The 24,653-nt window shown below is 37.8% G+C and carries 23 protein-coding genes and 8 tRNA genes; 6 read left to right on the top strand and 25 right to left on the bottom strand.

The window, feature by feature from the left end; translation table 11 throughout:
* Window positions 1-48: 48 nt before the first annotated feature.
* The 18 genes from pepF to EEI45_RS03540 all read right to left on the bottom strand — a co-directional run bounded on the left by pepF (window position 49) and on the right by EEI45_RS03540 (window position 13,634).
* Window positions 49-1,848 (bottom strand): oligoendopeptidase F, encoded by a 1,800-nt coding sequence (gene pepF, locus EEI45_RS03620; protein WP_125164180.1) that lies wholly within the window; start codon window positions 1,846-1,848, stop codon window positions 49-51.
* A gap of 133 nt (window positions 1,849-1,981) precedes the next feature.
* Window positions 1,982-2,057, bottom strand: a tRNA-Glu gene (locus EEI45_RS03615).
* A 7-nt stretch (window positions 2,058-2,064) separates the two neighbouring features.
* Window positions 2,065-2,140: transfer RNA gene (locus tag EEI45_RS03610), tRNA-Asn, on the bottom strand.
* A gap of 177 nt (window positions 2,141-2,317) precedes the next feature.
* Window positions 2,318-2,393, bottom strand: a tRNA-Glu gene (locus EEI45_RS03605).
* 8 nt (window positions 2,394-2,401) lie between these two features.
* A tRNA-Asn gene (locus tag EEI45_RS03600) sits at window positions 2,402-2,477 on the bottom strand.
* Between the two features lie 238 nt (window positions 2,478-2,715).
* Window positions 2,716-2,791: transfer RNA gene (locus EEI45_RS03595), tRNA-Glu, on the bottom strand.
* Window positions 2,792-2,799: 8 nt separating this feature from the next.
* A tRNA-Asn gene (locus EEI45_RS03590) sits at window positions 2,800-2,875 on the bottom strand.
* A gap of 235 nt (window positions 2,876-3,110) precedes the next feature.
* Window positions 3,111-3,186: transfer RNA gene (locus EEI45_RS03585), tRNA-Glu, on the bottom strand.
* 7 nt (window positions 3,187-3,193) lie between these two features.
* Window positions 3,194-3,269 (bottom strand) — tRNA-Asn (locus tag EEI45_RS03580).
* Window positions 3,270-3,334: 65 nt separating this feature from the next.
* Window positions 3,335-3,910 (bottom strand): O-antigen ligase family protein, encoded by a 576-nt coding sequence (locus EEI45_RS09115; protein ID WP_228410522.1) that lies wholly within the window; start codon window positions 3,908-3,910, stop codon window positions 3,335-3,337.
* Entirely contained in the window at window positions 3,907-4,542 is a 636-nt protein-coding gene (locus EEI45_RS09110) for a hypothetical protein (protein WP_228410521.1), read from the bottom strand. Before EEI45_RS09110 ends, EEI45_RS09115 begins: the two co-directional genes overlap by 4 nt.
* Before the next feature lie 89 nt (window positions 4,543-4,631).
* Complete coding sequence (locus tag EEI45_RS03570) at window positions 4,632-5,303, bottom strand: hypothetical protein (RefSeq protein ID WP_125164179.1); 672 nt, start codon at window positions 5,301-5,303, stop codon at window positions 4,632-4,634.
* Window positions 5,304-5,341: 38 nt separating this feature from the next.
* Window positions 5,342-6,757: an Asp-tRNA(Asn)/Glu-tRNA(Gln) amidotransferase subunit GatB gene (gatB, locus tag EEI45_RS03565; RefSeq protein ID WP_125164178.1), complete on the bottom strand. Its 1,416-nt coding sequence runs from the start codon at window positions 6,755-6,757 to the stop codon at window positions 5,342-5,344.
* Entirely contained in the window at window positions 6,757-8,109 is a 1,353-nt protein-coding gene (locus tag EEI45_RS03560) for an amidase family protein (protein ID WP_125164177.1), read from the bottom strand. The genes gatB and EEI45_RS03560 overlap by 1 nt, the downstream gene beginning before the upstream one ends.
* The gene (gene gatC / locus EEI45_RS03555) at window positions 8,106-8,402 is read right to left on the bottom strand and encodes an Asp-tRNA(Asn)/Glu-tRNA(Gln) amidotransferase subunit GatC (protein WP_125164176.1); all 297 of its coding nucleotides are present in this window, start codon (window positions 8,400-8,402) and stop codon (window positions 8,106-8,108) included. Before gatC ends, EEI45_RS03560 begins: the two co-directional genes overlap by 4 nt.
* Window positions 8,403-8,410: 8 nt before the next feature.
* On the bottom strand, window positions 8,411-9,514 hold the full coding sequence (locus tag EEI45_RS03550; protein ID WP_125164175.1) for a CamS family sex pheromone protein: 1,104 nt from the start codon (window positions 9,512-9,514) through the stop codon (window positions 8,411-8,413).
* On the bottom strand, window positions 9,511-11,490 hold the full coding sequence (ligA, locus tag EEI45_RS03545; protein ID WP_125164174.1) for an NAD-dependent DNA ligase LigA: 1,980 nt from the start codon (window positions 11,488-11,490) through the stop codon (window positions 9,511-9,513). Before ligA ends, EEI45_RS03550 begins: the two co-directional genes overlap by 4 nt.
* Window positions 11,487-13,634, bottom strand: a complete 2,148-nt coding sequence (locus EEI45_RS03540; protein ID WP_125164173.1) for an ATP-dependent helicase — start codon at window positions 13,632-13,634, stop codon at window positions 11,487-11,489. The genes ligA and EEI45_RS03540 overlap by 4 nt, the downstream gene beginning before the upstream one ends.
* A 129-nt stretch (window positions 13,635-13,763) precedes the next feature.
* On the opposite strand from EEI45_RS03540, the gene EEI45_RS03535 reads away from it, so the two are divergent.
* Window positions 13,764-14,621 (top strand): class I SAM-dependent methyltransferase, encoded by an 858-nt coding sequence (locus EEI45_RS03535; protein WP_125164172.1) that lies wholly within the window; start codon window positions 13,764-13,766, stop codon window positions 14,619-14,621.
* Window positions 14,602-15,261, top strand: coding sequence for an RluA family pseudouridine synthase (locus tag EEI45_RS03530; protein ID WP_228410520.1), 660 nt, complete (start codon window positions 14,602-14,604; stop codon window positions 15,259-15,261). The genes EEI45_RS03535 and EEI45_RS03530 overlap by 20 nt, the downstream gene beginning before the upstream one ends.
* On the opposite strand, the gene EEI45_RS03525 is transcribed toward EEI45_RS03530, so the two are convergent.
* Both EEI45_RS03525 and cls read right to left on the bottom strand, forming a co-directional pair.
* Window positions 15,251-16,105 carry a patatin-like phospholipase family protein gene (locus EEI45_RS03525; RefSeq protein ID WP_125164171.1) on the bottom strand — a complete coding sequence of 285 codons (855 nt, stop codon included), beginning with the start codon at window positions 16,103-16,105 and terminating at the stop codon, window positions 15,251-15,253. The two genes, EEI45_RS03530 and EEI45_RS03525, sit on opposite strands and share 11 nt — an antisense overlap.
* 7 nt (window positions 16,106-16,112) lie before the next feature.
* Window positions 16,113-17,639, bottom strand: coding sequence for a cardiolipin synthase (gene cls / locus EEI45_RS03520; RefSeq protein WP_125164170.1), 1,527 nt, complete (start codon window positions 17,637-17,639; stop codon window positions 16,113-16,115).
* 113 nt (window positions 17,640-17,752) lie between these two features.
* Between cls and EEI45_RS03515 the strand changes: the two genes are divergently transcribed.
* On the top strand, window positions 17,753-18,451 hold the full coding sequence (locus tag EEI45_RS03515) for a coenzyme F420-0:L-glutamate ligase (RefSeq protein ID WP_125164169.1): 699 nt from the start codon (window positions 17,753-17,755) through the stop codon (window positions 18,449-18,451).
* Here EEI45_RS03515 and EEI45_RS03510 read toward each other — a convergent pair.
* Window positions 18,448-18,858 carry a GNAT family N-acetyltransferase gene (locus EEI45_RS03510; RefSeq protein WP_125164168.1) on the bottom strand — a complete coding sequence of 137 codons (411 nt, stop codon included), beginning with the start codon at window positions 18,856-18,858 and terminating at the stop codon, window positions 18,448-18,450. The two genes, EEI45_RS03515 and EEI45_RS03510, sit on opposite strands and share 4 nt — an antisense overlap.
* A 16-nt stretch (window positions 18,859-18,874) precedes the next feature.
* Window positions 18,875-19,651: a hypothetical protein gene (locus EEI45_RS03505; RefSeq protein WP_125164167.1), complete on the bottom strand. Its 777-nt coding sequence runs from the start codon at window positions 19,649-19,651 to the stop codon at window positions 18,875-18,877.
* Between the two features lie 65 nt (window positions 19,652-19,716).
* Here EEI45_RS03505 and EEI45_RS03500 point away from each other — a divergent pair, with 65 nt between their 5' ends.
* Window positions 19,717-20,172, top strand: a complete 456-nt coding sequence (locus EEI45_RS03500) for a hypothetical protein (RefSeq protein ID WP_125164166.1) — start codon at window positions 19,717-19,719, stop codon at window positions 20,170-20,172.
* A 105-nt stretch (window positions 20,173-20,277) separates the two neighbouring features.
* On the opposite strand, the gene EEI45_RS03495 is transcribed toward EEI45_RS03500, so the two are convergent.
* A complete protein-coding gene (locus tag EEI45_RS03495; protein ID WP_018580069.1) occupies window positions 20,278-20,478 on the bottom strand; it encodes a cold-shock protein in 201 nt (66 codons plus the stop codon).
* A gap of 896 nt (window positions 20,479-21,374) precedes the next feature.
* On the opposite strand from EEI45_RS03495, the gene EEI45_RS03490 reads away from it, so the two are divergent.
* Window positions 21,375-22,250: an RluA family pseudouridine synthase gene (locus EEI45_RS03490; protein ID WP_125164165.1), complete on the top strand. Its 876-nt coding sequence runs from the start codon at window positions 21,375-21,377 to the stop codon at window positions 22,248-22,250.
* 273 nt (window positions 22,251-22,523) lie between these two features.
* Here the strand turns inward: EEI45_RS03490 and EEI45_RS03485 are convergent, their stop codons facing one another.
* Together EEI45_RS03485 and EEI45_RS03480 are read right to left on the bottom strand one after the other, a co-directional pair.
* Window positions 22,524-22,955: a DUF1801 domain-containing protein gene (locus tag EEI45_RS03485; protein ID WP_125164164.1), complete on the bottom strand. Its 432-nt coding sequence runs from the start codon at window positions 22,953-22,955 to the stop codon at window positions 22,524-22,526.
* Window positions 22,955-23,491 carry a GNAT family N-acetyltransferase gene (locus EEI45_RS03480; protein ID WP_125164163.1) on the bottom strand — a complete coding sequence of 179 codons (537 nt, stop codon included), beginning with the start codon at window positions 23,489-23,491 and terminating at the stop codon, window positions 22,955-22,957. Before EEI45_RS03480 ends, EEI45_RS03485 begins: the two co-directional genes overlap by 1 nt.
* A gap of 95 nt (window positions 23,492-23,586) precedes the next feature.
* Between EEI45_RS03480 and EEI45_RS03475 the strand changes: the two genes are divergently transcribed.
* Window positions 23,587-24,627 (top strand): YdcF family protein, encoded by a 1,041-nt coding sequence (locus tag EEI45_RS03475; protein ID WP_125164162.1) that lies wholly within the window; start codon window positions 23,587-23,589, stop codon window positions 24,625-24,627.
* The last annotated feature ends 26 nt before the right edge of the window (window positions 24,628-24,653 follow it).

Below are 24,653 nucleotides of genomic sequence, written 5' to 3'. Positions count from 1 at the left end.
AAAACGGAATCTCATCCAAATTGGGTGTGATTCCGTTTTTTTTATTATCTATTTTACAAGCAGTGTTCGTAATTCCGCCATACGTTCACCAAATTTTTCCAGTGTTTTATCAACAGCTGTTGATTCTGTCATATCAACACCTGCTTTTCGTAGGACATTGATAGGATAATCAGAACTTCCCGATTTTAAGAAGTCAAGATAAGGTGTCGCATCGCCACCATTATAAATTGTTTCACTGAATAAAGTTGCCGCACTAAATCCTGTAGCATATTGGTAAACATAATAGTTGTAGTAGAAATGAGGGATCCGTGCCCACTCATAACCAATTTCTTGGGTACTGATCGATTCACCATAATAGAATTGATTCAGTTTGTAGTACGACTCAATGAGATAATCAGTCGTTAAAGCAACGCCCTCCTGGTCTGATTTATGGATAAGGTGTTCAAACTCAGCAAACTGCGTTTGACGGAACACCGTGCCTTTAACCGTGTCTAAATAATGATTCAACAGGTAAGCACGAACCTTAGGATCCTCATATTGATCCAATAAGTAATTCAACAATAAATTTTCATTTGTCGTTGAAGCAACTTCAGCAACAAAAATCGAGTAATCACCATAAATGTAAGGTTGATACTTACGTGTAAAGTAAGAGTGAACACTGTGGCCGAGTTCATGAGCAAGTGTAAAGACATTATCTATATTTTCTTGCCAGTTTAACAGAATATAAGGGGCACTTCCATAAGTACCTGATGAATAAGCACCCGATCGCTTCCCTTTATTCTCAACAACATCAATCCAACGTTCATTAAATGCACGTTTTAATACTGCACAATATTCTTCACCCAGAACACTCAAGGCATCCAAAATTACTTCTTGTGCTTCTTCATACGTAAATTTTAAATCCACTTCATCAACCATTGGGACATAGATATCATACATTTGAATATCATCAATACCCAATGCATCTTCACGAAGTGCAACATAATCATGAAGTAAATCAATATTATTATGAATTCCTTCGAGAAGTGAGTCATAAACTTCTTCGTCAATATTATTTGCAGCAAGTGCAGCTTGACGTGCTGATGCATAATTACGAATCGTTGCATTGAAATTATGAACCTTTACATTTCCTGATAAAGTACTTGCAAGTGTATTCTTTAAATTACCATACGTTGTTTGCATTGCTTTAAAAGCATCTTCACGAACTCGACGATCCGCACTCTCCATTAAGAGTGAATAACGTCCGTGTGATAATTGAATATCATTTCCTGATTCATCTTTAATTGTAGGGAATTGAATATCCGCATTATTTAACATACCAAATGTTTGCGAAGAAACGCCAAAGATTTCGCCTGATGATGCGAGAATACGCTCTTCCTTCTCGCTAAGAATATGAGGTCTTGATTTAAAAAGACGATCAAACTCGTGATGATATAAAGTGAGTGCCTCATTTGATTCAAGATATTCGCGAATAACCGCCTCATCTGCAGATAAAATTTCTGCTTCATAGAAAGAAAAACTTGATCCAAATTGCGCAAGAAGCGATTGTACGCGTGCATTCATTGCTTGATACTTAGGGTTTGTGGTATCGACATCAAAACTTAGATGTGCATAAACATATAAAAATTCAATACGATAACTTAATTCATCACGAAATTTAAGACCCGCTAATAAACTCTCTGCGCTCTTGGTGAGTGTACCGCGATATGCAGCCACTTCACTTAAGTCGTTTTGAATCGCATCAAACTCTGCATTCCATGCGTCATCATCTTTAAACATAGGGGTTAAATCCCATGTATCTTTTATATCCACTTCACTTCGAAGTGGTAATTCATATTTATCCGACATAAATACACCTCTTATCTATTGCGGTTTTATCCGTTACATCTATTTTACCACAAGACGATTGACTGTGCTAAAAAACACATAAATCTACAAAATAAAAAAACTCACTTCCTAAGAAGTGAGGTTATTGACACTATGGTGACCCGTACGGGATTCGAACCCGTGAATGCATGCGTGAAAGGCATGTGAGTTAACCGTTTCTCCAACGGGCCATATAAATGGCGCTTGTTGCAGGACTCGAACCTGCGACCCACTGGTTAACAGCCAGTTGCTCTACCGACTGAGCTAAACAAGCATCACTTAAGTGCTCATAAAATATACCATACGAAATATGACTTGGCAAGCATTATTTCACAAATAAATCATACTTTTTGAATATATTGATTATATGTGAATTAAAGTCACAATAAGACGGTAATGTCCTTATTTCTAAAAAGTTACATCGTTATGATGCAACCTGTAATTTACACTTTGGTGACCCGTACGGGATTCGAACCCGTGAATGCATGCGTGAAAGGCATGTGAGTTAACCGTTTCTCCAACGGGCCATATAAAATGGCGCTTGTTGCAGGACTCGAACCGGCGACCCACTGGTTAACAGCCAGTTGCTCTACCGACTGAGCTAAACAAGCATCGCGTAAGTGCTCATAAAATATACCATACCCATCTCGACTTAGCAACCTTTTTTCGTGAAAATAATTGATTATTTTCGCTTTTTAAGAAGGTGTGATTTAGGGTCTTCATTTAGATGTCGTCGCATCTTGAAATTCATTTAAATTAAGGAGATAACAAAGGATCTTCCGTGCCCATACAAATACCTTTGGACAAAGAAAAACCTCATCTTAACGATGAGGTTTGTTATTTACACTATGGTGACCCGTACGGGATTCGAACCCGTGAATGCATGCGTGAAAGGCATGTGAGTTAACCGTTTCTCCAACGGGCCATATAAAATGGCGCTTGTTGCAGGACTCGAACCGGCGACCCACTGGTTAACAGCCAGTTGCTCTACCGACTGAGCTAAACAAGCATCGCGTAAGTGCTCATAAAATATACCATACCCATCTCGACTTAGCAACCTTTTTTCGTGAAAATAATTGATTATTTTCGCTTTTTAAGAAGGTGTGATTTAGGGTCTTCATTTAGATGTCGTCGCATCTTGAAATTCATTTAAATTAAGGAGATAACAAAGGATCTTCCGTGCCCATACAAATACCTTTGACAAAGAAAACCTCATCTTAACGATGAGGTTTGTTATTACACTATGGTGACCCGTACGGGATTCGAACCCGTGAATGCATGCGTGAAAGGCATGTGAGTTAACCGTTTCTCCAACGGGCCATATAAATGGCGCTTGTTGCAGGACTCGAACCTGCGACCCACTGGTTAACAGCCAGTTGCTCTACCGACTGAGCTAAACAAGCATCGCCAAGTGCTTATAAAATATACCATACTAATATTGCCTTGACAAGCATATTTTAAAAATAGTTTAAGTTTTTTCAATAAATTCAACATGCGTTGGTTTTGGAATCAATATTTGTGACGGTTGACGTCGGGGAAGACAGAAAACCGCAACAAATAAAAGACTCGTTTGCACCGCAAATAAGGGAATATCGAAGATCCCATACATGATGGTCGCGACCAACACCCCTAAAGCTAAGGGGTAGTCTAAGTAATACGCATTTAAGTATATATCACGTAATTTTTCAATTAAAAATGCGACAAGAATCATCGTCCCACAAATTCCAAAACTTAAGAAACTTTCAATAAAAATATTATGTGCATCAATATTATCGAAAAGCAATGCATAGGTAAACATACCCTTACCAAACCACGGTTCTTTCAAAATTTGATGAATTGCTTTATCCCAAATCTCAAGGCGAATGCCGCTGTGCTCAGCAATTTGCATAAATCGTGGAAACAAATCAGGTCTCGATAGAATAAATAAGGTTAAGAGCGCACCTAAAAGAATCATCACCTTAAATTGCGTCCATTTTTTTTGAACCAAAATTACAGTAAGAAGGCCAAACATTAACGCTACGATAATTGATCGTGTACCTGTCAAAACATTGCATAGAGGTTAATGATAAAAGCTCCTGCATAGAAGGCACCCAATCGGTAGTTTTTAAATGTTATTTGAAATTGAAGTTGATTAAAACAAACCAACAGAACAATTAAAAGGATAAACGCATACAAGTTGGGGTTATCAAATGTAGAGTACGCTCTAAAGTATCCATCCCCATAAAATGGAAGATGCCCCATCTGTATTACACCATCAAACAATCCCATAAACGATTTATACCAGACCGGTCTCCAACGGATAAAGTTAAAGAAGAAGTTAAATAAGGAACACCAAACAATATAATATTGCATCTTCATGTATTCTTTAGGGCTCATTCTTCGATTTAAAACAAATGCATAGGCTACTAAGACGATCAAATATAACGTCCCCATAACCCCTTGCATATTCTTGTTCAACAGCGCCACACCCAAGAGATAGGCCCATAGAACCCAAAACAAACTCCATTTAAATCCTTTATAACGAATCCATTCGTACAATACAAAAATTCCTGCCACAATGACCGCTGGATATAACAAATAATCTGGTAAGAATAACACCATAATCATCAAAAAAATCACGTTTTCTGATAGCAGTGTTCTTACTTTTGTACTGAAGTCTTTTATTATTTTCATCATATATATTTTACCACATTAAAAAGTGACGACTATTACAATAGTGTCACTTTCATCTAAGAAGCCATCCAATAAAGCGAAATCACTATAATTTACTCTTCTTTTTTCTCTTCTTTCGACGGTTCTCCGTTTTCATTTGATTGTTTTTCTTTTGCTTCAGCTTGTTCTGTTTTTAAACGTTCGACAAGTTCTGAATCTTTCGACTCAGAAACAAGCTGAATTTGCTTATCTTCCATATTTCCGTTTTTTACTAATTGGTAATAAATAAAATCACCACGATTATCCTCAGTAACATCGGTAAAGTTGAAAAGATTAATTTCTAAATCATATTGTTTTTTCGAGCCCACTGTTGTGAAGTACTCGGTCACCGGTAAAATTTCAACCACGTGATCATATGCTGATTCAATTAAAGCAGATGCATCTTCTTTCGAAGTATCGGGCTTCATTTTGAGCTGAATACGAAGCGTAGCTGTCTTTAACGAGACGCTCACAGACTCAAACTCCGAACGCTCCTTCAAAGCCGCCTCGACCTTTTTTTGAAGGTCTGACGAGATTTCAGGATCATGATCATTCGCGAATCGTTGTCCGGTTAATGGTTTTCCAGATTCGATTGAAGCCTTAACGATTGTAAAGCCCAACCAAAGAGATGGAATTAGGATTAAAACAAGACAGATAATGATTGCATAATAAGACCAGTCATGTTTTTTTGTTTGTTTTTTAACTTGAACTTCTTTATTTTGCTTTGGATCCATTTTTTTTGTCATTGCGATCCTCCTTATGCATTTAAATATTATATTATTTTCTATTTATTATCAAGCACACGTACAACCAGTTCATTGGTTACACGAGGATTTGCTTGCCCTTTTGATATCTTCATTACTTGACCAACGACAAACTTAATGGACTTATTAAGACCATTTTTATAATCTTCAATAACTTGTGGACTTTGAGTCAACACGTCTTCAATCCACGCTGTAATTGTTGATTCGTCGCTGATTTGAACCATACCCGATTCTTTAATTACTGCTTTCGGAGACTTTCCTTCAACAAATTTCGCAAACACTTGTTTTGCTTGTTTTGAATTGATAGAACCGGATTGAATTGCTTCGATAAAATCAACAAAGTGATCAACATTGAGCCATGCGTCAAAGCTGCGGTCACCTTTTTGATCCAGTACCGCTAATACATCTTGTGTTAACCAATTCACCAGCAATTTATAAGCATCTGTTTTTTGAGCTAATACATCAAAGTAAGCGGATAATTCCGGTTTTTTAACCAAGACACTCGCATCATATAAACTTAAACCCATTTGGTCTTGATATCGTTGAATGCGAGCCATAGGTAATTCAACCAATGTTTGGTTAAGGATATCTTGACCAATTCGTACAGGTACAATATTCGGTTCAACAAAATAACGGTAGTCTACAGCCGTCTCTTTAGTACGCATTGCGACTGTTTCGTGTGATTTTTCATCAAAACGACGTGTTTCAGTGATTACGTGTTGACCTGAATCTAAAATTTCTGCCTGACGCACACTTTCAAACTCAATGGCTTTTTGAACGTTGTTGGTTGAATTCAAGTTTTTAATTTCTACTTTTGTTCCAAAGGTTTCTTGCCCTTCAGGTCTTAATGAAATGTTGACATCGCAACGTAAAGACCCTTCATCCATGCGACCATAAGAAATGCCTAAATATACAACCAATAATCGCAATGCGTCCACATAGGCCGCTGCTTCTTCACCAGTTCTAAAATCTGCTTCCGTAACAATTTCAAGTAAAGGTGTTCCCGCACGATTAAAATCGATTAACGTTTTATCCCCTTCATGAAACTGTTTAGCCGTATCTTCTTCCATATGAATACGGTTAATTCGTACATGCTTTACGGCTTCACCTACAAGCACATCAAAATGACCATGTTTACCTAATGGAAAGAATTGTTGCGTAATTTGATATCCTTTTGGTAAATCCGAGTAAAAGTAATTTTTACGATCAAAGCGAACGAGATCATCAATCTCACAATTGAGCGCTTTACATAAACGAACACCATAGTTCACCGCTTGTTTATTAAGCTGAGGTAAGGTTCCAGGGTAACTTAAATCAATTTCATTGATTTCGGTATTCGGTTTTTGTCCGTACCCAAGGGGCGCTCCTGAAAACATCTTTGTGCGTGTTTTTAGTTCACAATGAATTTCAATTCCAATAACTGCTTCGTATCCCATTAAAATGCTCCCTTCCAGTTAATTAATGCCTCAAACGCTTGTCCATATGCAAACATTTTCGCTTCCGTAAAGGGTTGTGTCGAAATATTGATTCCAACAGGAAGTCCATCCACAAGATCAAGTGGTAACGTCATACTTGGGTAACCACTAAAGTTATTAATGACCATATGGTTTTCCCCAATCAGATAAGCATCGGATAATTCATCCATAGGTTGATTCTCAACCGTTGGAGCAACCGTTCCTGAAGCTAATGTAACCATGATATCAACATCTTCGAAACAAGATGCATAAGCATCGACTAATAAACGACGAACTTTCTTCGCTTGGTCAAACACTTCTTTTTGATTTGCATCATCTAATGCGAAGGCACCAAAGATAAAGCGACGTTTAATAAGTGAGCTAAATCCATTTGTACGTGTATTCTTCATAATCTCTTCAAGTGAATCACCCTCTTGCGATAACCCAAAACGCACACCATCGAGATTCGCATGATTTGCTACAGCTTCTGAATTTGAAATTACACTGTAAACCGGAAGCATTGTACGCATTAATGTTTTATCGATTGTTTTTTCAACCAAAACTGCGCCTTGTGATACAAGTGCTTCCTTAAAACGACCAAATGATGCTTTAACAGCTTCATTTTCGATTGGATCTTCAACTGTTTTAAAAATACCAATGCGTTTTCCGTTTAAATCCATATCAAGAAGTTGTGAATACGGTTCAACCGGCTCCATGGAACTGGTCATATCACGATCATCACGTCCAGCAAGCACTTCGAGAAGGCGTGCTGCATCCGCTACATTTTGGGTGAAATAACCCACGTGATCAAGGGAAGACGCATAAGGAATCACACCATAGCGAGAAATTCGGCCATATGTTGGCTTTACCCCTACAGCGCCACAATATGCAGCAGGTTTACGAACACTATCGCCAGTATCGCTTCCTAATGCAGCGCGAACAGCTTTCGCACCTACAAGCGCCGCAGAACCACCTGAAGACCCTCCTGATATTCGTGAAGTGTCGTATGGATTGAATACGGGTCCTGTAATGGCAGAAAGATTTGTACCACCCATCCCCAACTCATCCATCGATGTCTTCGCCACAATAACAGCACCTTCATCTAAGAGGCGATCTACAACATGTGCGTTGTAAATCGATTGATGGTTTGAAAGCAACTTACAGCTAGCGGTTGTAAGCGTTCCTTCCATATTAATATTATCTTTTAAAGCAAGATCCCATCCAGATATCAAACCAGCTTTAGCTTCATTTGGATCTACAAAACTGACAATCGCGTTAAGACGCTCATTTTCTTTTTTTAAATTGCCGATTATTTCATCGATTGATTTACTCATTTGTTAACCACCTTTACAATTTCAAAGTAATCCCCCTCAACCCGCGGTGCATTTTCAAATGCAAGGGATTGATCAATAACATGATTGGGTTCATCCTCACGAAGCCAGGTCGTTTCCATTTCAAAAGGATAAGACATCACTTCGACACCTTCAGTATCGATTGCCTGAATTTTATCAATATAACGCTCAAATACATGAGCATTTGCTTCAACCATCTCAAGTTCTTCATCGGTTAGACGAAACATCAAGTCGGAAGCAAATTTTTCAATAAGCTCTTTATCTAACTTTTTCATAAATCCTCCTAAGTTACTGTAATAATGGGTTTGTTATTCCCAGGTTCTTTACGAACAATCATTCGTGTATTTTGATAGACTTTGATATTTACGGTTATGGGCGCTTGAATGTCTGAAAATGCGCTGATCCGCTCGGACACATATTGCGCAAGTCCATAAATCTCAAGATAAGTCTTTGCACCTGTTGTTAAGTCAATATCAAGTTGTTGAACTTTTTTATCAACCACAAACATCTTACCGGTTACACCAATACTTTCGTCATTCATAAAGTCAACAACTTCACGTTTAAATACGGAGAAATCATCAGAGGTTTCTGGATATTCTTCAGATGCTTCTGACGTCCCAAGGAGCGTCCATTTTTCATTGGTTTGTTCAAATTGACCACCACGCGATTCAAAATATCCCTCGCCAATGACACGTCCAGGTAAATATTTCCCTGGCAATGAGTCTGTATCACTTTCTTGTGCGTAAAGCACAAGGTAAATGGGTACATCACTCATCCCTTCAATCGTACGTAAATAGGAGATGAGTCGATTTCCAATCGAAGTTCTTGCAATTTCATAAAGCGTTTCATCCGATAAGCGAACAGGGAGTCCCGTCCCCGCCTCGGTTTGTACACGTTTCATGACGAGTGCAATCCCCACACCATCAATTTTATTGATATCATTACCTGAATGGAAATTTACCTCTACGACATCACGTACAAATGTTGGTGTTTGAATTTTACGTCCTTTTTCCACAAACTCCGTTCCATCTCCCGGATTTAAACCATACGGATAATTCTTCGATTCATGACGGAGCAGTTGATCATAATGGTCATCGTTAATAATTGACCCTTCTGAAATATTGAAGTTGGCAGGATTAAAATGATCTTTTGACTTATCTTGAAGTCGCCGTCCAATTTCAATCATGTCCACTTCTCTAAAGTTTGTGCCATAATTTTGTCGCAAAGGCGACGTTTTAAACGGTGTAAGGATTGAATATTCTCCTTTACCACCTTGAATAACCGAAATATTTTCTTTATTTGTTTCCGGCTTGGTCTCTTGGCGTGCACATCCTGATATCAATAAGAGTCCCACCAGACTAACAATCATTATTTTTTTCATTTTCATGAGTTCACCTCATTCAAGAATTCTTCTTCTGTCCATGTTTTAACGCCCAATGATTGAGCTTTCGTCAGTTTTGATCCGGCACTTTCACCATATACAACAACATCCGTCTTACTGCTTACACTGCCTGATACACTACCACCAAACGATTCAATGATTTTCTTGGCATCGGTTCGCCCCATGGTTTGCAATGTTCCAGTAAGAACAAACTTCATGCCTTCAAATTTATTTGAAGTTACTACATGATTGTAATTCCCATTGACGCCACGTTCAAGTAAATCTTCAATTAATTCTCGATTATGATCAATTTCAAAGAATGAAACAACAGACTGAGCAATTACGCCACCAATCTCATCAATTTCAATGAGTTCATCATACGTTGCGTTCATCAGTGAAGCAATGTTTTTGTAGTGAGCGGCGAGAACATTGGATGTTTTCGCACCAACATGTCGAATACCAAGTCCAAAGATTAACTTCTCTACCGAATTGTTTTTACTGTTTTCAATTGCCTCAAGTAATTTTTCTGTGCTTTTAGGTCCCAGCTTCTCAAGTTTCTCAAGAACATCTTTATGTTCATGTAAGGTATAGATATCAGTGATCGTTTTAAGCAAGTTCGCATCATGCAATTGATAGACACGACGCTCCCCTAAGGTATCGATGTTCATAGCATCTCTTGACGCAAAATGAACGAGTGCCTCAGATATTTTCGCAGAACAATCAACATTCACACAATAATGATCTGCTTCTCCTTCAAATCGAACTAAATGCCCCATACATACAGGACATACTTCAGGAAACTGATAAGGCTGAATTACATCCGTTCGATGCGTTACATCAACTGAAACAATTTCCGGAATAATCTCACCCGCTTTACGCACAACAACCTCATCACCAACACGAATGTCTTTGTTCATAATGTAATCCTCATTATGAAGGGTTGCGTAACTTACAAGCGATCCTGAAATCTGAACCGGAGTGAGTTTCGCATTGGGCGTAATTTTCCCTGTACGCCCCACTGTCACAAAGATATCTTCAACACGACTTTTCACTTCTTCTGCCTTAAATTTGTAAGCAATCGCCCACCTTGGCGTTTTAACGGTAAATCCAAGTTCTTCCTGCATCGCAAAGTCATTTACCTTAATTACGACACCATCAATATCATAAGGCAAGGATGCACGCATTTGTTCGATGTCTTCAATGCGTTCCCAAACGGAATCCATGGTATGGCATAAGCGGATTTCCGGATTTACTTTAAATCCAATTTGTTTTAAATACGTAAGCGAATCAAATTGACTTGTAATCCCTAATTCTTTTGCATTGACCAAAGTATACCAAAAACCATCAAGACCTCGGTTCGCCACAACTTTCGAGTCTAATTGACGAATTGTCCCTGCCGCTGCATTTCGACAATTCGCAAAAACCACCTCATTGTTTTCTTTTCGCGATTCATTAACCCGGGTAAACGATTTAACGGGCATAAACACCTCACCACGAACGGTAACATCTTCATCAACATTAAGCTTAAGTGGTATGGAATCAATCACACGAATGTTTTGTGTCACATCTTCTCCGGCGGTTCCATCGCCCCGCGTCACAGCTTGTGTAAACATTCCATCTTCATAATCAACGGACATCGCAAGTCCATCGATTTTTAATTCCACAACATATGAGACAGTCGGAAATTGAGTACGCAAACGCTCATCAAAGGCTTCTAAATCAGCACGCGAAAACGCATTCCCCAATGAAAACATTGGAAATCGATGCGTTACTTTTGAGAAACGATCCGAAACCGCACCCCCAACTTTTTGGGTCGGTGAATTAACATCAAAAAACTCAGGATGTTGTGCTTCCAACTCGTTTAATTCAAGTAACAGTTGGTCATACTCGACATCTGAAATTGTTGGTTGATCCAAAACATGATACTCGTAATTATACTGATGGAGTTGTTTTCGTAACGCTAAAATCCGTTCTTTAATCATGACATATCTCCCTTCAATCGAATGCCTGCATATTTTCTTGAAATCACTTTCGTACCATGTGGGAAGTTAAAGGCGATTTTAATCGTATCATCCTCAACACGAATTACGATGCCTTCGCCAAAGTCATCATGAACAACCTGGTCTCCACTTTTAAATTTGATTTTTTTCTTTAACTTCGTAAGACCCTCTGCTTTTTCAAACGAACTGATTGTATCTTGAACTTCACTACGCGTTATGGTTGGCGTCGTTTCCAATCGTGAAGGTTTTTCATCTAAGTGCATTTCTTTAATAAATCGAGAAGCTCGCGCGTACCCTCCCGCAACAAAGTTGTATCCAATATTATTTGAAAGGAACAGCCGTTCTTTCGCACGTGTAATTGCAACATACATTAATCGGCGTTCTTCTTGGATTCCTCCAGAACCTTCTTGAATGCTGTTTTTATTTGGGAAAATATTATCCACGAGCCCCATAATAAAGACGTTCTCAAACTCCAGTCCCTTGGCTGCATGAACGGTCATGAGACGGACATACTCGCCCTCCACCACTTCGCTTTTATCACCATAGAGACTCACCATCTGAATGTATTCTTCTAAACTCGGATTTTCATAATTTTCTTGGAACGTTAGTGCATCCCCAATTAATTCTTTGAGGCTTTCAACGCGCTCCAGTTCTTGAATTTTTTCGAAATGTTCACGAAGTCCACTTCGTTTTAATACATATTGCATAATCGTTTCAATTGATGCCTCTTGGGCCATTTCGCGAAAATCTTCAATCATCATGACATAGTTTCGTATCTTGGGCGTTGCTTGCTGATGATGAACATCATAGAGCATGCTCTCATACATCGTCATACCACGTTCTCTTGCCTGAAACATAATGGTATCCAACGTTTTTTCACCAATACCACGACGAGGCATTGCGATACTTCTTCGCAAGGCCAAATCATCACCATGTGTAATCATCCGTAAATAACTCATCATGTCTTTAATTTCAGCTTGGTCGTAGAATCGTAAACCACCATAAATAACATAAGGGATTCGACGCGCCATCAAGACTTTCTCAAGTGCACGCGATAAGTAATTCGAACGATACAAAACAGCCATATCTAAGTAAGAATGCCCTTCATCGTGTAGCTCCAACATCCGATTCGCAACCCAAAACGCTTCGGCATCACCGTCATCCAATGTTGCATACTGTACCGGAAATTCACTTTCTTTATTTGCATAAAGTGCTTTATCAGGACGATTTTTATTATTTTTTATTAATGTATTTGCGCTATCGAGAATGTGTTGCGTCGAGCGATAGTTTTGATTTAGGGTAATCGTTTCTGAATCGGGATATTTCTTATTAAAATCGATAATAAAATCAACATTGGCTCCACGCCAGGTATAGATTGTTTGATCAGGATCTCCAACCACATAAAGTTGGTTCTCATCACCAACAAGTGCATCCACAATTCCATACTGAACATGATCCACATCTTGAAACTCATCAACTAAAACCACATCAAAGCGACGACGCCATTTATCACGAACTTCAAGATTCTCTTTAAACAAACGATTCACTTCTAAAAGTAGGTCATCAAAGTCTAAAGCAAAAAGTTCATGCAAACGATTCACATAAAAAAGATATAAATTCACTTTTTTCTGTTCGTGATAATTCGATCCCGCCATACGTTCCGCTTGCGCAACATCAACGCCTGCAAATTTATTATTTGAAATATAGGTCAATGCCTCTCGGAATGAAATATCTTTACGATCATAGTCAAATTGTTTATATGCTTCACGCATCACTGCTTGTTGATCGGAAGTGTCCAAGATTGTAAAATTGCGAACTAAATTTAACGCTTCATACTCTTCACGAATAATACGCACACATAATGAGTGAATGGTTGATGTATGAACACGAATTGCTTCGGGCAACATCGCTTCCATACGCCCTTTCATTTCATTCGCCGCTTTATTCGTAAATGTAATTGCACAGATTTTAGATGGATAATATCCAAGATCTGTGATGAGATGCACGATGCGGGTTGTAAGAACTCGAGTCTTACCACTTCCAGCTCCCGCTATAACACGCACATGTTTTGCTTTTGTTAATACTGCTTCTTTTTGTTCTTTATTTAATCCTTGAATATAATCCATTTTATCACCGCTAACATTATAGCATATTCACTCGTTTGACTGAGTGACATTTACTAAGTAAATGTTTGCGCTCAAACACCTTTCTAACCTATAATATGAAGGAATATATTTAGAAACTGAGGTAAACGTATGAGAGTCCCTACTGAATGGACAGATTTTGAAGTCCTCGACGCAGGAAATGGATTAAAAACAGAACGCTATCATGATATTATTGTGCGACGTCCTGATCCTGTTGCGACATGGAAACCCACAACCCCGGGCATGCCGATTGATGCTTTTTTTAAGGAGGGATGGCATTTTAATCGAACCCTTCCCGAAAGTTGGATTATCAAATATAAAGATTTAAACTTTAAAGTTCGCCCAACATCTTTTAAACATACCGGGATTTTCCCTGAACAAGCTGTTAACTGGGATTGGATGCGTTCTGTTATCAAATCCCACAATGAGCCAGTTCGCATTCTTAATTTATTTGGATATACCGGCGGTGCGACCATCGCTTGTGCCAAAGAAAATGTTGAAGAGGTTGTTCATATTGATGCACTTAAAGGAATGATTGCTTGGACACGGGAAAACATCGAACTGAATGATTTAAATGATAAAAAAATTCGAACAATCGTTGAAGATGCTATGAAATTTATTGAACGTGAAAAACGTCGCGGACGGACCTATCATGGTATCATCATGGATCCGCCAAGTTTTGGACGGGGGCCTAAAGGAGAGCGTTGGAAAATTGAAGATCAACTGCAACCGCTCCTTAACGCTTCTATGGAACTTTTAGATCCCAATGCACTTTTTGTCGTCTTAAATACTTATACGACAAATCTTACGCCTAAAAAAGTTCGTCACGCGTTAAATGATGCGCTGCGCAATCAAAACCTTCCGATAAACACACAAAGCGAAGCGATAGGACTACCTATCACATCCATGGATACAATGTTACCCTGTGGCGTCACAACAAGGTGGTGTTATGATGAAAATCTTTTATGAAGATAACCACGTTATTGTCGTGGAGAAAAAACCGAATCAACCCTCACAAGGTGATGAAAGTAATGACCTTGACCTCCTTACAGAAGTCAAAAACTATATTAAAGTGAAATATGATAAACCCGGCAATGTTTATGTGGGGCTTGTCCATCGCCTTGACCGCCCAGTTGGTGGCATCATGGTCTTCGCAAAAACACCAAAAGCAGCAGGACGACTCAGCGATCAAGTTCGAACACGTACATTAGATAAAACGTATACCGCTATTTGTACAGGCTATGTTGAACCTACAACGTTCCGAGATACTCTAGTTAAAAATCGCAAGACAAACACTTCGTATGTGGTCGATAAAAACCATCCGGATGGCAAATATGCGGAGCTTCATGTCATCGAAGCCTGCTATCACCCAACCGAAAATCTGTCAACAGTTAGGATTAAGCTCGTTACAGGAAGATCTCACCAAATCCGTGTACAATTTGCGTCCCGTTCGCATGCATTGTGGGGCGATGCACGTTACAATAAGCAGGCAAAACCAGGGCAACAAATTGCGTTATGGGCGACCGAACTCAGTTTTGATCATCCCATAACAAAAGAGCGTATGACCTTTACAAGTCACACGCCCTCAAAATTCCCATTTAATCTCTAGAAACCATTGCCATAATTTCGTCACGACGTAATTCGCAATCATCATGAGCCATCTTAAACAGGGCTTCAAACTGTTCTTCAGTTCCCTTAAAGCGACCGACCCCAACTTCTTGAGTTGGATAAATGTAGGTTGCTTTTTTCTCGTCCACAAGTTTGTTTATCAACGCACGTTCTTCATAATAAACATCACGACGACTTTCAAAATCATGCACAAGTTTCGGATACTTACGGTATACACTTCGTAAAAGCATCTTCTGTGCAAACCCTTGATCTTTACGAACGTAATCTGCCGACTTTGTGGTCACAACAATATGACGTGTACAGCCTTCATCAATACTTTTTTGAACTGGAATCATCGTAGTAATCCCACCATCCATATATTTACGACCGTTAATCCATACCGCACGCCCTGCCACCGGCAGAGTACATGCAGCTTTAATAAATAGAGGTTCTTTCGCCAATTGTTCTTTATCAATCCAAATCGTTTTTTCACCTGCAATATCATAAACGCCGATATCAATATTTCCCGGGATTTTATTGATTTCAGCAATTGGATAATCCAAATCTTGAGTCACTGTATTGTAAAGGAAATCATAACCTACAATTGTTTTTTCCGCCAAAACCGGACGAATTCCTACATTGCGTTTATCAGCCGCAACATCAATCGCTGCTTTCTCCAAGGTATCTGCTTTACCTAAAGCAAACATACCACCATACAACGCTCCCGATGAAATCCCAACGATATAATCAAATTCTATTTTTTCTTGTAATAACCAATGTAATACGCCCGCCGTGTAGGCTCCACGCATTCCACCGCCTTCTAAAACTAAACCAATTTTTTCCATTTTAACCTCACATTAAGCCGCTAAAAATACGGGCGATTGATCGAAAGAGTCTTACGGGATAGGGAACTGAAAGACAGTCCTCTAACGTAATCTCAATCGCATTCTCTGTAATCGTATGCATTACATCATCATAACAATCACCAACGATGTTGTTATTGATGAAGAGAATACTGCACTCAAAGTGCAAATAATAACTTCTAAAATCCATGTTTGTCGTTCCTACAAGCGCGATTTGATCATCTGCTACAAATGTTTTTGAATGCACAAACCCTGGTTCGTATTCGTAAATACGCACACCACTTTCAATCAAGATTTGATAATTGGATTTCGTCACATGATTTACAATTTTGTTATCTGGAATATGGGGAACAATGATTCGGACATCCACGCCACTGCGTGCAGCCAGCTCTAAAGCCTGAATAACTTCATGTCCCACAATTAAGTATGGAGTTTGGATATAGATGTAATCACGCGCGTTGTTAATCATGGATAAATGAGCATCCAATCCCAAATCATAATTATCAGTAGGTGCATCCGCAAAAGGCATAACATATCCTTGTGCATTTTCTAAATCACCAAAGTCATATTTATAATCATTCGGATTTTCAATCTCTCCCGTATAATAACGGAAAAACTGTAGAAACATCAAGGTAAGTGAATGCACTGCATCCCCTTCGATCATGACTGCAGTATCTTTCCAATGACCAAATTTACTTCCGATATTAATATATTCATCCGCAAGATTGATTCCACCAATAAACCCAACACGACCGTCCACAACACAAATTTTGCGGTGATCACGATTGTTCATTTGGATTGCTAAACGCGCTACTAATGGATTAAATTCCACGCAAACAATTCCTGCCTCCTCACATTGCTTCTTCAAATCACGAAAGAGTGCACAACCCCAGTCATCATACATCAACCGAACATCCACACCCTCTTCGACTTTTTTTCGAAGAATAACAAGCAATTCTTGCCACATTAAACCTTCTTTAATGATAAAGTATTCTAAAAAAACAAACTTCTCTGCCTTGCGAATTTCTTCTTTCATATGCAAGAATTTTTCTTCACCACTTGCAAGATATGTTGCTTCTGTATTTTTATAAATTGGATAATGAGAACTTGCCATTAAATACTTCACAAGACGCGCCCAACGCGGGGTTGCCTCAATTGATTCTTCCAAAATACCAAATGACTCATCCTGTAAAAAAGCGTCTTTAGAGTAGGTATCACTAATTCGTTCACGCAACTTTTTCGGAACCTTTTTCCCTCCAAAAATAAGATAACACACAGCACCAATCGGAGGAATTACAAGAATAATAATGGTCCACGCCAAACGATAATAGGGATCGTCATTACGGTTTGTAATGTAGATAATTAGAAGGACTGATAAAAACACAAAAAAAGCGTGCATAAACGCGTAATTAAGCGATAAATTCCAAATTAATGCAACCACAATCGCAAACTCCGCAATCACAATAAGTCCAACCATAAAAATCTTATTCGTTAATAAACGTAGTAATGTTTTCATAAGTCCTCTTTCTATATGTAAATTATACTTTAAACTAAATTCAATAATCAAGTTTCTACTTGATTAAGCCTAATGCAAAAGTTATGATATTATGGATAGAGAGGTTGATAATCATGACAATCAAACCAAATGACAATAAAGAACTTGAAGTAATTGTCGATGGCAAACGTTACCAACGTTTACCTTTAAAAACAAAATTAATCATGCGAGATGATAATTTAATTGAAGTTGTCAAAGAATTTGCGGATGCTTCATTACACGATGGAGATATTTTATTTGTTACTGAGAAAATCGTAGCAATCACGCAGGGACGTGCATATCCAATTAAAGATGTGAATCCACGTAAACTCGCATTCACATTATCAAAATACGTAACGAAAACCCCTCATGGAATTGGCTTAGGAATGCCTGAAACCATGGAAATGGCGCTTCGTGAATGTGGAACACCACGCATTATCCTCGCAGCAGGTGTTGCTGCAGTTACGAAACCATTTGGACGCAAAGGTGATTTCTACCGTGTAGCAGGTTCAAAGGCACGTGCGATCGATGGACCAACTTCCCATACAATTCCACCTTATAACGAATATGTGGTACTGGTACCCGAACGTCCAAACGAAGTTGCAAAAGCAATTAAAGCTGCATTTGATAAGGACATTGAAGTCATCGTAACTGATATTAATGATTTAGGTGGAAATATACTTGGATCAAGTTCTTCCTCAATTGATAATCAATTAATGGTTAAAATATTAAAGGATAACCCGCTTGGTCAAAAAGCACAATCAACACCATTAGGAATTATCCGTAAAATTTAAAGTTTAATCGTATATATTTCTTTAGACGTTTCACCAAGTTTAAACAAATCATGATCAGCCATAATATCAATGGTTGAGTGATAGTTGCCACCTAACTTGAGAATCGTCTTTTTTGATGCAATATTATCAGGATTACAAGTAATAATTAATTCTGGTAAGCCTGCTTTTACCGATTTCACAATTTCAAAAAGCGCAACACACGCATGATAAGCAAAATTGTGCCCTCGATAAGGTGGATAGATAATATAACCAATATTTCCATAATACCAAAGATCTCGCCCGTGCTCATTACGATACTCGCACCGTCCAACATAACGATCAATTTCACCTACATAAATATCAAATAAAAGTGTTTCAACACCGTTATCATCAAATTCATCTGAAATATCGATCAATTTTAGTTCCATTATGATTCACCTCGAATTAAAAATCTTTTTTATAGAATTTATAGCCTAGATAACCAATTGCGCTCATTGCAACAAGATTAATTAAAATTACAATGACAACACTACTTATGTAATACTTGGAAATTCCAATTAGAAGTCGATAGAATAGTAATATTGCTATCGAATAGAAGCCAAACACCATTTTTTTATCACGAGCAGTGAATAGACGATAGAGAATGATTAAGACTACAGTATAAACGATAAAATCACCATAAATTGAAACAATTAGATCGAGATAATTCATTGGTATCATAGCAATAATCGAATCGATTGTATTTTGCACAGCTTCCGCATTTACATTCTCTCCGATAAATTTTGCGGTATCACCTTTATTTATCGCAACCGACATAACCGCAAAATTCGCTAAGCTCATGGCCGTTTGAAAAAAATGCATAAGCATAAATCCAAGAGCCATTATAATTGGTGTTCGATCGCTATGACTTTTTTTAACAAAAAAATGCATAACAATCGCAGAAATAAGTGTGTAACCAATAACCAAATCTAATGAATAAATCAACATTTGTATTAAGGGGTGTAACGCCATGAACCATCCTGATTTATTTAGAATTAATCCAAAACCCGTTACAAACACATTGGTACCCATAAAGATTACAAGTCCCCAGATTAGAGTACGACTTAAATCCTTATCACGACGATAACGTCCTAGTAATACAACCATCATTGCGATAATAAACACAAAACTCACAATCATCATTGCGATTTGCAAACCACTTACATGTATTGCTCCGTCCATAAAAACTACCTCCACGTTTACTTTTACCTTTATTCATTATATTATAAACAAAGGAGGAATACCATATGAATCATCGTAATGAAAATGCCAGTTTTATGAATATTAACGTCAATATTATCGCAAAAATTTTATGGGCTTTTAGCTTTGCTGCCGCAATCGGCAATCGTGATTTAAGCTTTTTTCCATTAATCTTTGCGTTTCTCGTCCTGTTTCTAGAAAAGCATAGCAATTATCTTCGTAATCACGCAAGCCAGATTGTTATTCTAAACATCGCAATCTTTATGATCAATTTAATTATCGGGCTGATTCAGACCATCTTCTTATCCGTATTTGGTTGGATTATCTTAGTCGGCCCCACTGCAGTCTTAGTTTTCACCATTATTAATATTGCATTAGGACTGATCTATAGCTTATATCATATATTCGGCATCGCCAAAGCGGGTAAGTATCAATATTGCAAATTGCCGTTGATAGGATTTTTAGGCGATAAGATCGAACAAAGTGTTTATAATAAATCGTAAAAGAGCACGCTGAATCATACATTTTGAATAATGTGATTAACGTGCTCTTGATTGAAACAAAGAAAAAACAGTGGATAAATCCACTGTTTTATTTTAGCTCACTAATTAGATAGCTCTAACGTTTGCTGCTTGTTCGCCGCGTGGACCTTCAACAACTTCGAAGCTAACTTCTTGTCCTTCTTCTAAAGTTTTGTATCCATCAGCAACGATTGCTGAGTAATGAACAAAGATATCTTGCCCACCCTCGATAGTAATGAATCCGTAACCCTTTTCAGCGTTAAAGAATTTCACTTTACCTGTACTCATGCTAGTACCTCCTATCAGAATAAGATGTACTCAAGCGTAATTCGCAAACTAATATACCAGTTCTTCAAAACACATTGAGTTTATTACGATTTAATATACAATACTAATCATAAACATTCTTATTACAACTTGATATTATCACTTCTAAAACACCTTGTCAATGAATTATCGTACCACAAACCCATAAATATTAAGCGTTTACATTTTGACCTAAAAACTCAACAAATAACGCTTTAAGATTGATGATATCAATTCAATGATTACTATTGATTTATTCTATCGAAAATGATCATGTTCAAAATATGTGTCCATCATGATAAAACGAACACATGGCGATTCATAATCTCTATTATGCATTCCTGAGAATTAAACAGTTTAGACTTCTACGGCATCAATTCCATAGTAATTGTTAAACCTTCATAATATGCACTCTTGATTGGATTTTTGTTCGTTTTCACAATCGTGTATGTTTGCGATTCATTTGCGTACAGGACAAATTGGATTTGCATCACGTTTTTAAAGGTTTTTGTAATAGTTTTTAATGTTTAATGTTATTCATCGGGTCTTTAATGTTAAGAATATCCTCATAAATGATAAAAAATGAAAACTATTATTCCCGAACCCAAAGGTTTATTAATGCAAAACCTTTGAGTAATTCAGTTATAACCCCCTTGTTTTTAGATCGCCTCTCACAAAAGTTTCATTTTAAAATTCACACTAAAAGGGTGTGTACAGCTGCTTGCTTTGATCTTTCACTTCGAGAGCCAACTTATCGAAACGTATCCTGCATTCCCAAAATCACGCACGTTTTACTTCATATCATCATGTTATGAAAGAGTACGTGTATCTTTCATTAAGATTTTCTGTCATAATAGAGTACGAAATGAGGAATATATATGAAACATATTTTAAAAGTAAAACATAATGATGAACTTTTGAATTATCTTTTGAGCCAAGACTTACCGTATAGCCGCTCAAAGATTAAGTCACTCTTAAAACACGAGTGTATTTCAATTGATAATGAAGTTACAACACAATTTGATGATGCCATCACAGCAGGTCAAACAATCACAATCGTGAGTCATAACCAGCAACGTGATACACCTTTACAAATCCTTTATGAGGATAAGGATATATTAGTGGTTGATAAACCTTATAAACTCTTAACTGTTTCGACGCGTAAAGAAGAAGAATTAACTGCATACCGTCTCGCAAGTGACTACGTCAAAAAACAAGATTCAAAAAATCGTATTTTTGTTGCTCACCGTCTGGATCAAGATACATCCGGTGTTCTAATGTTTGCGAAGAGCGAATACGTTAAACGTCTATACCAAGATAAGTGGTCTGAACTGGTTAAAGAACGTTTGTATGTCGCAATCGTTGAGGGCGTCGTTCCGAAAGATAATGATGTCATCCGCTCCTTTTTAAGACAAAATAAGACAACACACATGTACTCCACAACATCCGGTCAAGAAGCAATCACAAATTATGCAGTGATTAAACGCACTGAAAACAATACTATTTTAAAGATTCAAATTGATACTGGACGTAAAAACCAAATTCGTGTTCATATGAATGATATTGGCCACCCCATTATTGGTGATAAAAAATATGATGCGAAAACGAATCCCTTAAAACGTCTTGGATTGCATGCTTATCGTTTGCAAGTTATGAATCCTAAAACAAAGAAATTGATGACTTTTGTATCACCATTACCACCAAAATTTAAAAAATTATCCAAAATCACACCTACACAAGAATCATCAATCTAAAAGAAAGAGCCCCACTTATTAAGCGTGGGCCTTTTTTTATGTTTTTATACGGATCGACCCTTTCAAGATCACAGTGTAACTCAGTGACGCAAGCATTAGAATTAACAAATGTTTGATTGAAAAAGTGCTAGTAAATACCATTGTACTGCTTCCGACAAACTAGATACTACGAAACATATCGAATGAATTAGGAGACATCTCATTTCGAATGGATACATAATTTATTGATTCGATTGCGACAACTTATCGATTCAATCTAAAAAAAACAGCCGCTTAGCTGTTTTCGTATATTTCAATCCATGCTTCTGGTGTTATCTTGGATGCGAGATTTTGAATGAGTTGGATTGGAATTTCTGTTGTCTTTGTGAATCGAATGCATGACTTACGCATGTTTAGTTTAGTTGAAACCGTTTGTTCATAGGAAGTTTCAAACCACTTTAAGATTTCTGGTTGTGCATAGATACCCATATGATAAAGACCAATATGATGTTTTTGATATCCCAAACTGATAAAGGGTAATGGGACATTAGGATCGCCACGATATCCTTTTGGATATAACGATAACGGAACAACAAATGATGGCATATTGTATTGCATAACCAGTTCAAATCCTTCAGGGATGGAGGATTTGATGGCATCAAACAATAAAATGTATTGCTGTTTAAAGGCCCCTTCCCCTTGATTGATATACGCTTGAATGTCCATTAAAACATTCTCCTTTTAACGTCCCACTCTTCGCGTAGCATACCATATTTCAATGCATCATAATACTTACCTTGGTAATAGCGAACGCTTCGAATTCTACCTTCCAAAGTCATTCCAATATTTTCACCAACTCCCATCATGGCTTTATTACCAGACCATGTTGAAAATCCAAGACGTGGTATATCTGGAAAGGCTGTAAACAGCTGGTCCATCCAAAACATGGCACACGAGCTACCAAGACCGTGACCCCACTCATTCTCGTCATAGATAACAATTCCAAATTCAAGCCATCGTGTCTTATAAGACTCCCAATAATATGACACAAGTCCGATTAATCGACCATCCTTGAATATACCTTGTCGGAAATCCACATCCAAGTATAATTCAAGTCGTGATGCTTCAAAATCTTCATAAGACAACGGAAGATGTTCATCAAGAAACGGAGCATCAAAGGACATCCATGGTCTTTCTTTTTGAAAGGCATATTCCCATAACATCGTCATATCTTCTTTTTGTAATTTACGTATCTCTATCATATGTCACACTCCTTAAACCTATTATACCTTAAAAATCATTGAAGTTTTGTCTTTGGTCGTTTTGAGGTATAATATGCGAAAAAGGAGGGGCAAATATGGCTGATTTTACTGTCGTGAAAATCCTAACCTTAATGTGCCTTGGCTTTGCATCGATTCTCTTTGTATCCTTTAAACAAAATCGTGGGCGCATCTTAAATGGTTTTTTATTTAATGCTTTACTTTTCCTTGTGGCGCTTGATATCATTGCGCTTTCGTTCTCTTATGAAAATCCCTTTCTTCGTGGGTTTGCCCTGTTATTAATCATAGTTGGAGTTTTATTTTTCCTCTTCGGTTATTATGTACTCATCATCGGACTTTTTAAGAATGCGAAGCAGTTAATTCAAAAGGAAGGAATTCGTTTTTCGAATTTATTAACGCTTTTCGCTGCTATTGGTTTGATTCTGTTTGTCTTTATCATTCCCTTGCTATCGAAATCAATTCCACAAGAATTACGATGGGTCCAGGCTCTTTTAGCTTGTATTACATTTTCATGTTTTTATTTTATCTTTGTCTTTATTAATTTTTTGTCCTCTTCTTATCTTTATCAACGGTTTAAACCGCATAAAGATCGAGATTTTATCATTGTTTTGGGAAGTGGGTTGCGAAATGGGTGTGAGGTACCTCCTCTTTTAGCCGCACGGATTGATGTCGCACTTACCTATTATCACCGTCAAGAAGTACCACCGCATCTTATTTTTAGTGGGGGACAAGGTGTGGACGAATTGATTCCTGAGGGGCAAGCAATGCGGGATTATGCACTCGCGCAAGGAATCCCTAAGTCCCATGCACTTATGGAAATCAAATCCACAACAACGTATGAGAATATGCTTTTTTCAAAACAGATTATGGATGCCATGAAACCCCATCAGCCTTATACATGTCTTTTTAGTTCCAATACATTTCACATTTTTAGAGCCAGTCAATATGCGCGTCAAGTGGGTTTAAATGCACAAGGCATTGGCGCAAAGACTGCCGGTTACTTTGTACCTAATGCAATGATTCGTGAATTTATAGCCTTAATGGTGATGCATCGACGCTTTCATGGATTCATTAATGGTGTCGCATATTGCCTTATCTTTGGAGCTACGCTGGTCTAATCGAATCTTAAAGAGTCTTAAACGGC

It is taken from the genome of Erysipelothrix piscisicarius, from assembly GCF_003931795.1.
Classification (GTDB): Bacteria; Bacillota_I; Bacilli_A; order Erysipelotrichales; family Erysipelotrichaceae; genus Erysipelothrix; species Erysipelothrix piscisicarius.
The sequence above is the reverse complement of the archived record's forward strand: the minus strand, read 5'-3'. Positions and strand labels throughout refer to the sequence as shown.

Bases quoted from the DNA above. Each gene is read 5' to 3' on its own strand.
- pepF (WP_125164180.1), bottom strand. From the start codon at position 1,848: ATGTCGGATAAATATGAATTACCACTTCGAAGTGAAGTGGATATAAAA.
- EEI45_RS09110 (WP_228410521.1), bottom strand. From the start codon at position 4,542: ATGATGAAAATAATAAAAGACTTCAGTACAAAAGTAAGAACACTGCTA.
- EEI45_RS03570 (WP_125164179.1), bottom strand. From the start codon at position 5,303: ATGACAAAAAAAATGGATCCAAAGCAAAATAAAGAAGTTCAAGTTAAA.
- gatB (WP_125164178.1), bottom strand. From the start codon at position 6,757: ATGGGATACGAAGCAGTTATTGGAATTGAAATTCATTGTGAACTAAAA.
- EEI45_RS03560 (WP_125164177.1), bottom strand. From the start codon at position 8,109: ATGAGTAAATCAATCGATGAAATAATCGGCAATTTAAAAAAAGAAAAT.
- gatC (WP_125164176.1), bottom strand. From the start codon at position 8,402: ATGAAAAAGTTAGATAAAGAGCTTATTGAAAAATTTGCTTCCGACTTG.
- EEI45_RS03550 (WP_125164175.1), bottom strand. From the start codon at position 9,514: ATGAAAATGAAAAAAATAATGATTGTTAGTCTGGTGGGACTCTTATTG.
- ligA (WP_125164174.1), bottom strand. From the start codon at position 11,490: ATGATTAAAGAACGGATTTTAGCGTTACGAAAACAACTCCATCAGTAT.
- EEI45_RS03540 (WP_125164173.1), bottom strand. From the start codon at position 13,634: ATGGATTATATTCAAGGATTAAATAAAGAACAAAAAGAAGCAGTATTA.
- EEI45_RS03535 (WP_125164172.1), top strand. From the start codon at position 13,764: ATGAGAGTCCCTACTGAATGGACAGATTTTGAAGTCCTCGACGCAGGA.
- EEI45_RS03530 (WP_228410520.1), top strand. From the start codon at position 14,602: ATGATGAAAATCTTTTATGAAGATAACCACGTTATTGTCGTGGAGAAA.
- EEI45_RS03525 (WP_125164171.1), bottom strand. From the start codon at position 16,105: ATGGAAAAAATTGGTTTAGTTTTAGAAGGCGGTGGAATGCGTGGAGCC.
- cls (WP_125164170.1), bottom strand. From the start codon at position 17,639: ATGAAAACATTACTACGTTTATTAACGAATAAGATTTTTATGGTTGGA.
- EEI45_RS03515 (WP_125164169.1), top strand. From the start codon at position 17,753: ATGACAATCAAACCAAATGACAATAAAGAACTTGAAGTAATTGTCGAT.
- EEI45_RS03510 (WP_125164168.1), bottom strand. From the start codon at position 18,858: ATGGAACTAAAATTGATCGATATTTCAGATGAATTTGATGATAACGGT.
- EEI45_RS03505 (WP_125164167.1), bottom strand. From the start codon at position 19,651: ATGGACGGAGCAATACATGTAAGTGGTTTGCAAATCGCAATGATGATT.
- EEI45_RS03500 (WP_125164166.1), top strand. From the start codon at position 19,717: ATGAATCATCGTAATGAAAATGCCAGTTTTATGAATATTAACGTCAAT.
- EEI45_RS03495 (WP_018580069.1), bottom strand. From the start codon at position 20,478: ATGAGTACAGGTAAAGTGAAATTCTTTAACGCTGAAAAGGGTTACGGA.
- EEI45_RS03490 (WP_125164165.1), top strand. From the start codon at position 21,375: ATGAAACATATTTTAAAAGTAAAACATAATGATGAACTTTTGAATTAT.
- EEI45_RS03485 (WP_125164164.1), bottom strand. From the start codon at position 22,955: ATGGACATTCAAGCGTATATCAATCAAGGGGAAGGGGCCTTTAAACAG.
- EEI45_RS03480 (WP_125164163.1), bottom strand. From the start codon at position 23,491: ATGATAGAGATACGTAAATTACAAAAAGAAGATATGACGATGTTATGG.
- EEI45_RS03475 (WP_125164162.1), top strand. From the start codon at position 23,587: ATGGCTGATTTTACTGTCGTGAAAATCCTAACCTTAATGTGCCTTGGC.